General features: G+C 66.1%; 11 protein-coding genes. 4 read left to right on the forward strand and 7 right to left on the reverse strand.

Annotation, left to right across the window (positions count from 1 at the left end; translation table 11 throughout):
- Positions 1-111 precede the first annotated feature (111 nt).
- Entirely contained in the window at positions 112-798 is a 687-nt protein-coding gene (locus BXU09_RS18595; RefSeq protein WP_078305814.1) for a recombinase family protein, read from the reverse strand.
- A gap of 262 nt (positions 799-1,060) precedes the next feature.
- Positions 1,061-1,465: a hypothetical protein gene (locus tag BXU09_RS20620; protein ID WP_144012397.1), complete on the reverse strand. Its 405-nt coding sequence runs from the start codon at positions 1,463-1,465 to the stop codon at positions 1,061-1,063.
- Between the two features lie 37 nt (positions 1,466-1,502).
- Here BXU09_RS20620 and BXU09_RS18600 point away from each other — a divergent pair, with 37 nt between their 5' ends.
- From BXU09_RS18600 to BXU09_RS18610, 3 genes are all read left to right on the forward strand, one after another.
- Positions 1,503-2,342: an IS5 family transposase gene (locus tag BXU09_RS18600; protein ID WP_078305815.1), complete on the forward strand. Its 840-nt coding sequence runs from the start codon at positions 1,503-1,505 to the stop codon at positions 2,340-2,342.
- A gap of 200 nt (positions 2,343-2,542) precedes the next feature.
- Positions 2,543-3,379 (forward strand): alpha/beta fold hydrolase, encoded by an 837-nt coding sequence (locus tag BXU09_RS18605; protein WP_078305816.1) that lies wholly within the window; start codon positions 2,543-2,545, stop codon positions 3,377-3,379.
- Between the two features lie 302 nt (positions 3,380-3,681).
- Complete coding sequence (locus BXU09_RS18610; RefSeq protein ID WP_078305817.1) at positions 3,682-3,882, forward strand: hypothetical protein; 201 nt, start codon at positions 3,682-3,684, stop codon at positions 3,880-3,882.
- Positions 3,883-3,936: 54 nt separating this feature from the next.
- Here BXU09_RS18610 and BXU09_RS18615 read toward each other — a convergent pair whose 3' ends face one another.
- From BXU09_RS18615 to BXU09_RS18635, 5 genes are all read right to left on the reverse strand, one after another.
- Positions 3,937-4,338, reverse strand: a complete 402-nt coding sequence (locus BXU09_RS18615; protein WP_078305818.1) for an HIT domain-containing protein — start codon at positions 4,336-4,338, stop codon at positions 3,937-3,939.
- Between the two features lie 185 nt (positions 4,339-4,523).
- Positions 4,524-5,645: an HNH endonuclease signature motif containing protein gene (locus BXU09_RS18620; RefSeq protein WP_144012398.1), complete on the reverse strand. Its 1,122-nt coding sequence runs from the start codon at positions 5,643-5,645 to the stop codon at positions 4,524-4,526.
- A gap of 89 nt (positions 5,646-5,734) precedes the next feature.
- Complete coding sequence (locus BXU09_RS18625) at positions 5,735-7,930, reverse strand: nuclease-related domain-containing DEAD/DEAH box helicase (protein ID WP_078305820.1); 2,196 nt, start codon at positions 7,928-7,930, stop codon at positions 5,735-5,737.
- Positions 7,931-8,156: 226 nt separating this feature from the next.
- Positions 8,157-8,834 (reverse strand): metallophosphatase domain-containing protein, encoded by a 678-nt coding sequence (locus BXU09_RS18630; RefSeq protein ID WP_078305821.1) that lies wholly within the window; start codon positions 8,832-8,834, stop codon positions 8,157-8,159.
- Between the two features lie 220 nt (positions 8,835-9,054).
- A complete protein-coding gene (locus BXU09_RS18635; RefSeq protein WP_078305822.1) occupies positions 9,055-10,839 on the reverse strand; it encodes a thiol-activated cytolysin family protein in 1,785 nt (594 codons plus the stop codon).
- A gap of 317 nt (positions 10,840-11,156) precedes the next feature.
- On the opposite strand from BXU09_RS18635, the gene BXU09_RS18640 reads away from it, so the two are divergent.
- On the forward strand, positions 11,157-13,991 hold the full coding sequence (locus tag BXU09_RS18640; protein WP_078305823.1) for a BTAD domain-containing putative transcriptional regulator: 2,835 nt from the start codon (positions 11,157-11,159) through the stop codon (positions 13,989-13,991).
- Positions 13,992-14,156: the final 165 nt, after the last annotated feature.

A 14,156-nucleotide genomic window follows, 5' to 3' on the forward strand; every position in this document is an offset into this window, starting at 1 on the left:
GGAGAGTCGGAGTTGCCAATTCCGACCATTGGGTAGTTCGAAAAAGAAGAAGGCGCCCCGGAGGCCGCCTTGATTTCTTTAATATAGAGCGGTATTCAGGGCAGGTCAACCCTATGCGGCCGGATCGGCGGCATCCTGTTTTTTCCTGTCCAGGACACGCTTAACCTGCACGGCACTCCAGGGGCCGCCCTGTCGCGTCCGGAACCCATGCGCGTCCAGCTGCGCCGCGACGGCTCGTAGGCTGAGCCCCTGAGCACGCAGGGCACCCGCATACGCCGCCACAGGTCGCATGTCAGCGACCGCCCGAGCCCTCGAAGTCGCGGCGCCCGCTAGGCGCGCTTCAACGGTGAGGTTCTCCGGCTTCCCCAGTGTCAAACCGCGAGCCTTCCGCGCCGCGAGGGCTGCTTTCGTGCGGGCGGAGATCAGCTGGGCTTCGCGCTCGGCGACGGCAGCCATGACGTGGATGGTGAGGTTGTCGGCTTCGGGCATGTCGACGGCGACGAAGCGGACGCCGGATTCCATGAGGCTGGCGACGACGGCGACGTTGCGGGCGAGGCGGTCGAGCTTGGCGATGAGGAGGACGCCGCCGATGCGGCGGGTGTGGTCGAGGGCGGCTTCGAATTGTGGGCGGCGGCGTTTGCGGGTGCCGGTTTCGATCTCGGTGAATTCGAGGACAACCTGAAGGTCCTTGCTCCGAGCATGTGACAGCACGGCGGCTTGTTGAGCTTCGAGACCCAAGCCGCTTTGGCCTTGTTTGGCGGTGGAGACGCGGTAGTAGGCGACAGCGGGGGTGGGCACGGCCTTATGTTACAGGACTCATCGGAGCGTTCAACAACTGTAACGGTACTGTATATGAGGCTGGGGAAATCGCCACGTCAACAACTGTCCGAACCATTAGACCTGCTGCGAAAGTCCCCTCCTGAACATGCGCGGGTACTCCTCTTGGCAGACGACAACAACGGAGAGGCGAGGTGGCTGAAAACTCACTTTTGCAGGAGGTCTATTGAAAAGCCATTGCTAATTAGCAAAAGATAGGCTGCTGAAAGCATTTTACGATTCACTATTTTTCCTGTGGATCAATATCTTGGTCGGCGAATAAACTTCCCGTTATTTGACGATAAGAATTGATCTCCCATTCAGTACTATCTATTCCTTCTATAATAATTAGGACGCTTCTTTTTTTTGCAGTAGTACGCGATCCTACTATTCTTATATCGATGAGGTCATCGATGCCTCTAGCAAAATCCATAAGATCACTCCAGTTTGTCTGATATCCCAAATTTTCTTTAATCACGAAATCCTCAAAATCAGTTATGGAACTACCTAAAAAACTTTTTGGGGGGGAAGCTATACCATAAAACTCCTCCATCCTCCAGTCCAGAGAGTCTCCATCTATTGATTCGAGCACATCAAGCAAGGATATTTTCCTTTTAGCTATCCACATTGAAAATTTATATTTTATCATTAGACCTCCTGCGAGAGTCCCCAGCTACGCTGCGTGAGTGAGCCACGACCGTCTAGAACGCCTCCGACAGCTAAACCGCACACGCTTCAAACGGCACACCGGGATCTACCCCGAAACCTTCGCCGAGATGGAACTCGTCCTGGACCAGCGAGAACGCTCCAAGAAAAAGTCCGGTCGACCTCCCGCCCTCAACGCGAGTGAACAGCTCCTTCTCACCCTCGAATTCTGGCGTGAATACCGTACCTTCGCCCACCTCGGCCATGACTGGAACATTCACGAAACCACCGTGCGGCGCACGGTGGAACGCGTCGAAACCGCCCTGATCCAGAGCGGAGAGTTCCGACTTCCTGGCCGCAAGAGCCTCAAACAGGAAGAGAACGTCTTCCAGATCATCGCCGTAGATGCCGCTGAAACCCCGTGTGAACGGCCCACCAGCCAACAACGCCGCTGGTACAGCGGCAAGAAGAAACGGCACACCCTCAAAACGCAGGTCGTGATCGACGTGTCCACACGCATGATCCTGTGCGTTGCCACCGCCTTCGGGTCCATGCATGACCTCACCCTGTTTCGGCAGTCAGGCGTCCAGATCCATCCAGAAACGGCGCTGATCGGGGATGCCGGCTACCAGGGCATTCGGCAGCATCACGGTCACTCGGTGACACCGCACAAAGCGACAAAGAAAGCGCCGCTGACCCCTGAACAGCGTCAACAGAACCGGGAACTGGCGTCGACCCGCCTGCGGGTCGAGCATGTCATCCGGTGTCTGAAGATTTTCCGCGTGCTGAAGGACATTTACCGTCACCGGGGGCGGCGCTTCTCTTTACGCGTCAATCTCATTGCAGCGGTGTGCAACCGCAGCGTTGCCGGTGTGGCGTGATTTTCGCAGGAGGTCTATTGGTAGTCAGGCCCAGGACGGTCACGCCATCGGTCGGCCGCGCCCACGCCCCCGGACGGACGCCACCGGCTGGTGCCGCGCCGTCCACCTTCTGCCGCCCACGAGCGCCCCGCCGGGCAAGACCCAAGAGGCCTTGGGGCAACCGGGTGCCGGGCTATACCGCACGCCCCGACAGTGGGAGGGTGACTGCATCCACACCCGCCCCCCGGCCCCCGTCCCAGGACGCTTCCGCACCTGCGCTCTTCCACGTCCGGCGCGGCCAGGGCAAGCCGCTGCTGCTCATCCACGGGCTGGGCAGTTCCTGGCAGACGTGGGCGCCGATCCTGCCCGGACTGGAAGCGCAGCGTGAGGTGATCGCCGTCGACCTGCCCGGCTTCGGCCACACGCCCCCGTTGCCCGGCGAGGTGAGTATCGCCACGCTCGCCGACGCGGTGACCGAGTTCCTGACGCGGGAGAACCTCCTGGGCATCGATGCCGTGGGCACCTCGATGGGGGCCCGGCTGGTGCTGGAACTCGCGCGGCGTGGGGGCGTCCTGGGCGCGGTGGTGTCGCTCGATCCCGGCGGGTTCTGGCAGGGCTGGGAACGGGCCTTCTTCTACAGCACGGTGGCGGCGTCCATCAAACTGATCCGCGCGCTCCAGCCGGTCATGCCCGCCCTGACGGCGTCGCCCGTCACCCGCAGCGCCCTGTTCGCCCAGTTCTCCTCGCATCCGTGGGCGCTAAGTCCGGAACTCACCCTGACCGAGATGAGGAGTTTCGCGGCCTCGCCGTCCACGGATGAACTGCTGCGGAACCTCGCGTATGGCGAGGCGCAGCAGGGCCTGCCCCGGGGCCGGCTGGCGCGCCCGCTGATGATCGGCTGGGGGCGCCTGGACCGGGTGTGCCTGCCGGTCCAGGCGTCGAGGGCTCAGGAGCTGTTTCCCGACGCCCGGCTGCATTGGTTCGACCACAGCGGCCACTTCCCGCATTGGGACATGCCTGCCCAGACGCTGCGCGTAATCCTGGACACCACCGCCTGACCCGGCCCCGGCCCGCGCCCGCGCCGTGCCAGCATCAGGGGTCACGCTAGAGTTGGAACCTTTTTCCCGCTAAGGAGTTCCCCTCTTCGTTTTCTCGCGTCACACACGGTCGTACCCCGGCGTGAACGATGGCGTCCAGCTGGGGTATACCCATTCCTGACAGCTCGGCTCTGCGCTCAGTACGGCACTCCGAGTGTCCAGTTGAAGTCCATTTCAGCTAAAACTGACACCTGTCAGGGCAGGTCTGAACGTCAACTTGACATGCTTGCACGCTTAGCGGGAATTTTCGTTCCAACTCTAGCGTGACCCCTTCTTGCCCGGATCCGAAGGACTGGTACCTGCTCGACCTCCTGATAACGTCTGAAGCGGACGCCATCGTGTCGAAGGACGCCCACCTGCGCCAGATGCGCACGAAGCTGGGTGTGCCCGTGTACGAGCCTAAGGAACTGATCCGGCTGGGCCTGCTGGGGTCAGGTGAGCGTGGGGACGGCCATGTCCGCTAGAACTGGGCCGCAACGGGCCTGACTGTCACGTGCTGAGCACGGCGGAGTACGTCGTCAAGTCCGGCGTCGGTTCTCTGCTCCTTTGAGGTGACTGCGGATCCCCCGGCCCGCCATCGGTTCATCCCGGAACCGCGGCATGACGTGAAAGTGGGCATGCATCACGTGCTGGCCCCCCACGACCCCCACGTTCCACCCGGCGTTGTAGCCGTCAGGGGCGAGGACGGCCTCCAGATGCGCCCTGGCCTGCAGGAGGAGATCCTGGGTGGCGGCCCATTCCTGTGGCGTGAGATCGAACACCGTGGGTCGGTGGGCTTTCGGGACGATGATCCCTGCCCCTTCCAGGGCGCCCGTCTCGCTGGGTTTGATGCTCAGGAGGCAGTGGTCGTTTTCTAGGACGAACGCGTCCCGGCGAAGCTCAGCAGGATCGCAGTAGGGGCAGGCGTGGTCGTCGCGCATTCACGGTCCAGGATAAGTGACGACCGGGCGGCACTCCGACGCACTGCAGGCGCCGTCGGAACACCCGGTGAAACGGAGTCCCGCGCTTCAGCAGCCGGGGCCCACCGGACGCACCCATCACCGGGTGGCCTCCACATTCACGGACGGTCCAAGCCTCTGTCCGGCGCCGGTCCCTTCGCCTTCGTTCAGTAGCGGGGCACGTTGCGGGCCTGGGCGACCGTTTCACCCAGTCGCACGACCTCCGCCGCAAGTTCCGGCGCGGGCAGGGTGCGCCCGAAGCGTCCCTGCACGTCCCGCTGCAGGCTGCCGGAGAGGCCCGACGAGCCTCCGTACGCCGCGTACGTCCGCGCCAGGATGGGCACAGCCTCCTGGAGACGCGCCGACGCAGGAATGCGGGCGCGCTTCACGTGCATGTTGTGCTGCGGATCGCTCGGCACCAGGTTCCACAGCTCGTTGATGGGATGCACCGATACCGGAATCAGGTGGTCGAGATCGAACGCCTCCGTGCTCAGTGGCCGGGCCGTCCACGGGCAGGTGAAGGGACGCCCTTCCAGCATCAGGAGCCGCACCTGATTGCGTTCCCAGGTCAGCGGCACCCGCCCTTCCGGCGTCTCGGTCAGCAGCGTGAATACCTCCCCGCGTGTCACTCGTGGCGTCTGCTCCACCCGCTCCACGAACAGGCTCCACTGCTGCAGGCACAGCGCTTCCACCCACAGCGACAGGTCCAGCAGCGCCTGCCACAACGCGGCGGGCACGACGAACGCCGGTTCGTGCGGTGACGATCCCGGCAGTGGCGTCCCTGACAGGGACGCCACCGGCGCAGGTACACCGAACAGCCCGTGCGCGCCGCCCGGCCCGGCGTACCGCACGGGCTGCCGGACCGCGTGCGCGATCACCGTCAGGGTCTGCCGGGTCAGTGCGAGCAGCTCCGGGCTGAGTTCCCCGCGGTCCGCTCGGTACGCCGCGAGCAGCAGCGCCCCGTCCGCCGGGTGGCTGCGGGTGTACGGCAGGTCCTCCCAGGTGCGCCGCAGCTGGGTCAGAGCGGGCCGGAAACTGAGGTCCTGACGGCGCACGCCGTCCCGGACGGGACGGCTCCCCTGCATGACCTCCCGCTCGCCCACGAACGGCCAGTACGACACCAGCCAGCGCTGCGCCACGCGGCGCAGCGGCACGATCACGTCCCGGTCCGGCAGAAATGGGTGTTCCATCGCGAGATCGTTGAGCGCGCGGACGAGCGCGAACTTGTACGTGTTCGTCTTGGCCTCGTGCCTCAGCAGCGTGCCCAGCAGTTCGCGCCCGTCAGGCACGGTCGACCCGCTCCGCGTGGGACAGCCCGTCACGCCGGCCACTCAGCACGCCCAGGGTGGTGTGGGCGTCCTGGACCGGTCTGGCGCACTCAGTTGCGGACGTCATCGAGTTGCCGCCGGGGCTGCCGGTACGTGAAGCGCAGCTCCGGCCCGCTCTCGAGCACCCGGCGGATCTCGTCCGCCAGCGGCGTGCCGTCCATCCCACACCCGCTGAGGTGCACCCAGCCGCGACTGCGGCTGATCCCCACGAACAGCTGGTTCCGCAGGCGGATGACGTCCTCGCGCGCCGCGACCCGGTCCACGCCGACGACGTACACCACGTCCGCCTCGTTCCCCTTGGCCTGCATGACCGGCGAGACCGTCACCGCCCCGTCGCGCCAGAACCCGTTCGAGTCCGTGTCCGGCCACTTCTGCCGCGGGACGTTCACGTCCTTGTTGCCGGGCAGGTACACGCTGACGTTCACGGAGCGCAGGGCCTTGAACACGTCCTCCTGCAGGGTGTACGGCTCCCAGTCCAGGCCCGGCACGACGATCAGAACCTGCCGGCTCGGGCGCAGCCCGTGCGGACCGAGGTCCGCCTGAACGCGGTCGATCAGGGCCAGGAGTTCCGCCCGGCGGGTCGGGTACGTCTCGAATGTCACCAGCGGCTCGTCCGTGAAGCCGGGGAGGGGATTGGGGGAGTTCTCGGGCGAGCGGGTCAGGGTCACCTCGCTGCCGCTGCGGAACTGACCCTCGACGTCGTACCCGATGGACTGCCAGTCAGCGCGGTTCGTCAGCCCGGCCAGCATGCCCCCTTCCCGCAGCAGACCCATCCCGAGGGCGTGCGCGGCCAGCAGCACCGGGCCCGGCGTCCGGTAGCAGCGGTTCATCACCTCGCTCTTCCGGATGCCGCCCCGGTACGACACGCCCGGCCCGAAGATCGCCGCGCCCTGATCACCGAACAGTTCCCGGGTGTTCGGGATGGTCAGCGTATCCAGGCTCTGCGCCTCATCGTACGCCCAGATCAGCCGCCGCGCTTCCGGTTCCCCGGTGTCCAGCAGGGCGTCCCGCGCGACGGGGCGCAGGCTCTGGTACGCCATCCAGTAGAACGCCTGCTTCTCCTCGAAGTTCAGGGCCGCCTCCTCGTGCACGAGGTCCTGGCCCTCGTCGATCAGCACCGCGTCGAACACCTGCAGGGACCGCTGCGTGAGCTGCGCGTCGAGCAGCAGGGCCCGGCAGGCGAACAGCAGTTTGCTGGTCGGACTGCCGGGCGGCGTGCGGTCCACGGTGAGCGGCGTGACGCCCACCTGCGACGCCAGCGTGCGGTAGAAGCCCGGCTGGTCCTTGCTGCCCCAGGCGTGCAGGATCCGCAGGCGGTGCCCGGCGGTCTGCAGGGACTGCTCGCCGCCGCTGGCCTGCCGCAGCCAGTGGTCGACCTGCGCGCGGATCTGGTCGTACAGGCTCCGCGAGAAGAACACCAGCGCGACGTTCCAGTCCGGGTGACGCAGGTGCATGGTCGCGGCCTTCTGCGCGAGCAGGACCGTCTTCCCACTCCCGGCGATCCCGCGGATGCGCTGCGGGCCGGGTGGGATGGTCTTGGCGATCAGTTCCTGCTGCAGGTCGAAGGCATGCAGGTGACGCGCGCTGCGCGTCACCAGGTCCGCCCGCCGGACCGGTGCGGGCGTCGCGGCAGGAGCGGGAGGCCGGATCACGCGTTTCGGGACGTTCCCACTGGTCCCCAGGGCGCTGCGCAGGGCCGCCCAAGCCGCGTCGTCGAGTGGCTGCCCGTACCGCACGGGCGGAGTCCGTTCCAGCGCGGCGCGCAGCCGCGCGGGGGTCAGCTCGTCCGCGAACAGCATCGGCACGTCGCTCAGCAGGTGCCCGAACCGCCCGTCCCACGCCTCCCGCGTGATCAGCGGGAGCGCCACGAGGGCCCGCGTGGCGAGTTGCGCGAGGTCGCCCCGGCGGACGGCCAGTTCACCGAGCAGCTGGGCCTGCTTGCGGGCCTGCTCGTACGGGTTGAGGTGCGTCTTCCCGTAGTACGGCCGGGCGAGGTCCCAGCGGTACCCGCTCACACCCGCGATCATGTCCAGCGGGAGGCTCTTGACCTCGATCACGACCAGCCCGAGCTCCGGATCGGCGATCAGGATGTCCGGTTCCCGCACCGTCTCGCGCGTCACGAGGGGGTAGCGCCAGAATCCCAGGACGTCCTCACCGGCGTACGCGGCCTTGACGGCCTCGAAGACCCGCCGCTCCCCTTCCTCTCCTGGACCTCCGAAGGCCTCCGTCACCACGAAATCGGCCATAGGGCCGCAGGATACCGCGCGCCCCGGTCCGATCAGGCCGCAGATGCGCCGGGGAGTGGAGATGACCGGAGCGGACAGGTGGTGTGCCGTTGATGCACTGGCTCACTGCCTCGTTTCCCGAACCACAGGAGATGCCCGATTGCCCCGCGATCCGATTCTCTCCTCGAAACCGCCCGGGCGGTGGGGCCCTATCGATGGGGACGCCGGACCACCTGCTGAGCCGCGTTCAGGAGAGGGTCACGCTGACGGGCTGGTTCGCGGGCCGATACTGCCCGTCGAGGATAGAGGCATTGACGAACGTCGTGCCCGGCAGGCTCAGCGCGTCGGTCCCGTAACCCTCATGAATGTGACCGCAGACGAACAGGCGCGGCCTGACGCGCTCCACCACCTCCCGGAGTTGAGGGCAGCCGACGTGCGCGGCGGGACCGAAACGGCTGGCGGGAACGCGGTCATGAATGCCTTGCACCGGACCGTGGGTGACCAGCACGTCAACCGACGCTGGAATCTTTGCCCAGTGGGCGGCGAGGTCACTCCCGGGGCGGCGGTTGAAGGCCCAGTCATGGAACCAGGGTGTGATGGGTGAACCCCAGAAACGCAGACCGCCGATCTCGGCCCCCGAGTCGTTCAGGTAGGTGACGTTCCGGGGCACGAGGGCCACGAACGCTTCCGGATCCCGCTCGGCCAGGAAATCGTGGTTCCCGGCAATCACGACCGCGCCGTGCGTGAAGCGCTGCGCCAGTGTGCCCAGCCAGCTCAGCGCGGCGGCACACTCGGCGGGGCGACCCTGGCTGGTCAGGTCGCTGGCATGGATCAGCAGGTCACCCTCGGGGAGCTTGAGGCGACGGCCGGTGGTGAACAGTTCGCCCTGCTGGCTGTGGGTGTCGCTGATACAGACGATCTTCATGACGCGGCCTCCTGCGGTAGGGTTCCTGTGAAGGTCCCTGGTCGGTGGTGTTGACCGGGTTGGGTCCGCTGACCCGCCTCGATCGACAGGCCTGCCACCGTTGTCCCGCGGCCATCATCGGGCACGGCGCCCGGCGCTGCACAAGCGAATCACGGAATGCCCCCTGAGTGGGGGCATTCCGTGACCGACGGTGATCGCCTGACACCTGTCGCTAGTGGTTTTACCGACGCTCGACCAGTCCGTTATTGCTGTTGACTGTGAGATAGCCAATGTTCTTCGAGTGGCATGTGCCGCACTCCTCTTCAGAAACCATGTTTCCGAGTTCCTGTCCGTCCACAATCGGGGTGACCTTGGTATCGCGCCGGGAGGTGCCAAACATGCCGTACTTGTCGATCTCGCTGTAGATGGTGATCTCATCGCCCCGTCGGCTGAGGAACGGGGTGGCGTCAATGACCCGCACCACACCATCGTCGGTGACGGAAGCGATTTCGGTGGTGTTCGTCTCGCCGTACCGTTTGAGCATGATTTTGGTGTTGCCCTTGCGGTTTTCAACCTTGAACTGAATGCGGGCAGGTGAGCCGGTGCAGGAGCGCTGCACGTATTTGAGGGTACTGCTCAAGGCGACGGGATTGTTGTCCCAGCGTTTCAGCGCGAAACTGATGGGCTTGAGCGTGTTCAGGGGGAGCTCCTCTTTCTCGAAGTAGGTTTTCCAGCCCTCCCCCTTCATGGCCTCGCGCTGAATGCTGTAGGGGCCGCCGATGGCGTGGACTTCCACGGAGCTGTTGTCGATGATCCGCTTGTAATGGGCGCTCATGTCGACGCTTCCGTTCACGGGCTTGCCATCCTGGAACTTCATGTTCAGCGCTGCCTTGAGCTCGTTGACGTCCTTGCTTGATCTGTAGCGGGCCACCAGGGCGCGGCCGTAGGAGACGCTCTTGATGAAAGTAGGCAGGTTATCGGTGCTGACCTCGTTGCGCATTCCCAGACCCTCGAGGTCCGCCGCCGAGAGCGTCGAGTTGAAGAGGGTGTTGACGGGCCGGCCGTTCTCTGTCACCGCGACGTTAAAGAGCGTCTGGTAGAACACGACGTACACGCTGCTCTCGTTGGCGTTGTGGCTGGTATCCAGGGTTGCCTGCGCCGTCGTGCCGAAGCCGCTGAAGTTCAGTTTGGTCTTCGTGCTCAGTTCGCGCAGGCTGGACGCTTCCTCTACCTTGAAGTACACGGTGGACGGGTCCGTTCCACCCCAGGCGGTCTGCGTATCCCGCATCAGTTCACCGATGGCGGTGTACACCGAGCCTGAATCCGGCGTGATCCCGGTCCGCTGCATGAAGGCCGTGTCGCTTTCGAGGGTGAGGGGTTTGCGTTTATCCGTGGAGAGCGGAATGCTCACCATCGCTCCCACACCGCCGGACAGCTTGCCCCCCTGGTAGAGGGCGCCTGGCCAGATGGTGCTGGGAATCTCTTCCAGGGACGAGATGGCCGGATCGTTGGCTCCCGTGAAGGTCTGGATCGTCGGGCTGCAGGGATCGCTGGGGTTGATGATGGGATCCGGGGGCGGCGTCACTGCCCAGACGGAGGGAGAGCCCAGGAACAGCCGATCCACGAAGTCCTGCGGATTGCTGGCGCCGACCGGGTATGTTCCCTGAGCCTGCAGGGGCGACTGCTGGAGGGCCTGCTGCGCCCGGTAGGCCACGGCCGCTTCGCTGTACGGACTCGCGGCTTCGGCGAGGCTGAGGTTCAGGCGCTGCGCTTTTTCCACCAGGCTGTCCCAGGAGCGCAGCGTGATGGGCGCGGCTGCGGGCTGAGGATCAGGCTCGGGTTCAGGCTCACCGCAGCTTTGCGCCCGAACGGTCTGGCTGGCGCTCTGCATGAGGTACGGTTCGCAGGGCACGAGGTACTGGGGTTTGGAGACGGAAGGCGCGGCGGGCGCCTGGCTGGAATTGCAGGCAGACAGGGCGAGACCGAGGGTGACGGACAGGGCGAGCAGTGCGGGACGCTTGTTCATGGGAGCTCCTGGTGCGGGGATGAGAGGACGAACCTGCTGAAGTCAGAACTGTCGTGACTGAGACGGGCCTCCGGGTCAGACGCAGGGGAGGATCTTGAGGTTCAAGCGGTCTATGCCAGGTCGCGTTCAGGGAGCGGCCACGCATCCGATGGGCACGTTCAGGAGTTCCGCAGGGGACGTTCCGGTGGGTGCCGACCTGATCCGGTTTGAACTGAGCAGAGTGTGCGTTCGCACCGGGGAACAGCGGGAGAACGGCCCTGATTCCCTTGCTGTTTCCCGCTCCGAGGTCGCGGGCTGGTTTAGAATGGGGGCACGTCATGACGTCTTTCCTGATTCCGCGCCCTGGCCGCTTCGAGGTCACGCGGCCCACGCTGCTGGCGCGTCTGGCAGAGCCGCTGAACGCTCAGGTGATCCTGCTGGCCGCCCCATCCGGGTACGGAAAGTCGACGCTGCTGGCCCAGTACGCCCGGAGTACACCGCGCGCGACTGTGTGGTGCCGCCTGACGGAAACGCACACCCATCCGCTGGACGTGGCCGTCTTGATCGCGCGCGCCGCCGAACGCCACCTCGGGGCGCAGCCGCACCTCCTCGAACCAGATCCACGCACGCCTGAATCCGCGTTGATCGAGACGCTCGCTCAGGCGTTCCTGAATGCGAGCGTCAACCTGGATGTGATCGTTGACCCGGTGGACGATGACCGCGTGGCCCAGTGGTTGATTCAGCTGGCGCTCGCGCTCGGCGAGGGTCACCGCGTGCTGATCAGCCGGTACAGTGCCGATGGTCTCCGTCTGGCCCGCGCCGTCGCAGACGGGCAGGCCGTTATTCTGGATGCCACTGACCTGCGCCTGGACGAGGCAGAAACGAAGAGCCTGCTGGAGGCGAGGGGCGTCACGCTGGACGAAGAGTTACTGGAGCGGCTGCAGGGGTGGCCGGCCGGTCTGGCCCTGTCGGCCGCCGGTTCGCAGCGGCACGTCAGCACAGAAGATCTGGTCCGGGATTCCCTGGACAGCCTGCCTCCGGACGTGCAGCGGGCCCTGCCGGAGGTCTCGGTGCTGGATGTCTGGAGTGAGGATGACGCCCGGCAGGTTGGCGCGCACCTGCCGGACGGATGGCTGGCCGACGTGCAGCGCTCGGGATTGCCCCTCCTGCCTCTGGGACAGCAGCACTTCCAGCCGCACCGTTTGCTGCGTGACCTGCTGGAGCAGGACCTGCGGCGCCACCCCGATCGCTGGAAGGCCCTCACGCTGGCGGCGGCCAGGCTGGCCGAGCACCGGGGTGAACGGCGCCGGGCCGCCCGGCTGTACGCGTCGGTGCAGGCCACCGCGGAGTTCCTGCGCCTGGCGGTACCTCTCGCCAGCGAATTCCGCAGTCGCGGTGAGCATCCGCTGACCCGGCAGTTGCTGGAACTCGTACCGACCGCGGAACTCCCCTCGGATCAGCGCGCGCGCCTCGCGTGGGCCATGATCGAAACGGGAGATTCTGCGCGGGGCGAGGCGATCCTGCACGCCCTGAGGCAGGGAAATCAGTTGCAGCCGTCCGGCTTCGCCTCGCTCGCGATGCTGGCTGGACGCCGGGGCGATCCGGACCTTCAGGAGCAGTATGCCCGCGAAGGGCTCGCGCTCCTGAAACCCGGGGAGGTGGAACCGGCGCTGCTGTGGCCCCTCGCGTACGCCAGCGTGAAACGCGGCCGCCTCCCGGTGGCAAGTGAAGCGGCAGACACCCTGATGTCCTGGGCGCGTCAACAGGGTGATCAGGTACGTCTGGCGGAAGCGTGGCAGTTGCAGGCGGTGCGCTACCGCGCAGCCCACGATCCGGACAGGCTCGCGCAGGCGCTGCGCGAAGCGCGGCGAATCTACGATCAGCTGGGTTGGACGGCGCGCGCCGCGATGATCTCCCTGGATGAGGCGGAACTGGCCGCGCAGGCCGGTGACATACCGGAACTGAGACGCTCGCTCTCCCGCGTCCCCACGAACCTCGAGCGCGACCTGCACCTCCTGCACGCCCGGACGGGACTGCTCAGGGGAACCCTGGCCTGGTGGGACGCGGACTTCTCCCTCGGGCTCGCGGCACTCGACCGTGCCGACCGGCACGCCGTGTCCGGGCAGCTGCGTCAACAGCAGGAGGACCTGCTCCTCCGGAGGGCTGACCTGCTCCTCGCGCAGGGTGACGTGGACGCGGCGCTTCGTCTGCTCGATACCTTCTCGACCAGTGACCCGCAGCGGGCGGCGTACCAGGTCCTGATGAAGGCACTCATCACGGGCGGGCCGCCCCCCGGTGAGCGGCTGACCGACGCCGGTCTCGCCTTGCGTACCCAGGGACTGCTGGCCCGGCATGACCCCCGCCTGAGTCGGGAGGTGCAGGCCCACCCTCTCTGGCCTCTGCTGCCTCTCGCCGAGCGGCAGCCCCTCACGCCAGCGGCCGCAGACGTGACCGTCACGCGGACCGAACCTCCGACGGTGCGGCTGCAGGTCACCACCCTGGGAGACCTGGCGGCGCGCGTGAACGGGGTCACCGTACCGGTCGCCCTGGCCAAATCCCGTGAACTGCTCGTGTGGCTGGCCCTGCACGCCTCCGGTACCCGCGACGAGATCGTGACGGCCCTCTGGGACGGGTCCGCCGAGGAACGACACGTGGAGTACTTCAAGGTCGCTGTCCGGCGACTGCGCGGCGCCCTGAAAAACGCACTCGGTACCGACGTCGATCCTCTGCCTTACCGTGAAGGTCGCTACCGACTGGACACCACGTTCCGGGTGGAGGTGGACGCCCGACTGGATCCATCCCCATCCCTCACCACCCAGGAGCTCGCCCGGCAGTTCCAGGCGTTCACGCAGCCCTTTATGCCTGGCAGCGACAGCGAGTGGATTGAAGATCTCCGGGCGCAGTGCCAGCAGCGGGCCATCACGCTAGGCCTGGCCCTCGCCGCCGCCTCTGAAGCCGACGCCCCTACCGTGTACCGCCAGGTCCTGCACCTCGATCCCTGGAATGACCCCGCGCACCAGGGCCTCATTCATTCCCTGCTCGACACCGACCGGCAGGCCGAGGCCGAACACGCACTCCGTGCGTACCGCCGCCTCCTTCAGGATGAATTCGGAACGGCGCCCCCACCGGCATTCCTGCTTCGTCTCCAGCGCCGCGGCCTGCCCAGCGCTTGACCGCCGGCCCCAGAGACGCCGTCAGGGTGACCAGCAGGGTCACCCGACCATCAACCCTGCTCGCAGAGCCGCTCAGGCGGCAGGAGTATGAAAGCCCCGGCAGCGGTTTCTAGGTTCGCCCCGGAGCCAGCAGGACGCCCCAGGACTCTCCATCCACCTGCTGGC

The sequence above is a fragment of the Deinococcus sp. LM3 genome, assembly GCF_002017875.1.
Lineage (GTDB): Bacteria > Deinococcota > Deinococci > Deinococcales > Deinococcaceae > Deinococcus.

Excerpts from the sequence above, each read along its gene's own strand:
- BXU09_RS20620 (WP_144012397.1), bottom strand. The coding sequence starts at position 1,465 with ATGATAAAATATAAATTTTCAATGTGGATAGCTAAAAGGAAAATATCC.
- BXU09_RS18615 (WP_078305818.1), bottom strand. The coding sequence starts at position 4,338 with ATGCGCGACGACCACGCCTGCCCCTACTGCGATCCTGCTGAGCTTCGC.
- BXU09_RS18625 (WP_078305820.1), bottom strand. The coding sequence starts at position 7,930 with ATGGCCGATTTCGTGGTGACGGAGGCCTTCGGAGGTCCAGGAGAGGAA.
- BXU09_RS18630 (WP_078305821.1), bottom strand. The coding sequence starts at position 8,834 with ATGAAGATCGTCTGTATCAGCGACACCCACAGCCAGCAGGGCGAACTG.
- BXU09_RS18635 (WP_078305822.1), bottom strand. The coding sequence starts at position 10,839 with ATGAACAAGCGTCCCGCACTGCTCGCCCTGTCCGTCACCCTCGGTCTC.
- BXU09_RS18640 (WP_078305823.1), top strand. The coding sequence starts at position 11,157 with ATGACGTCTTTCCTGATTCCGCGCCCTGGCCGCTTCGAGGTCACGCGG.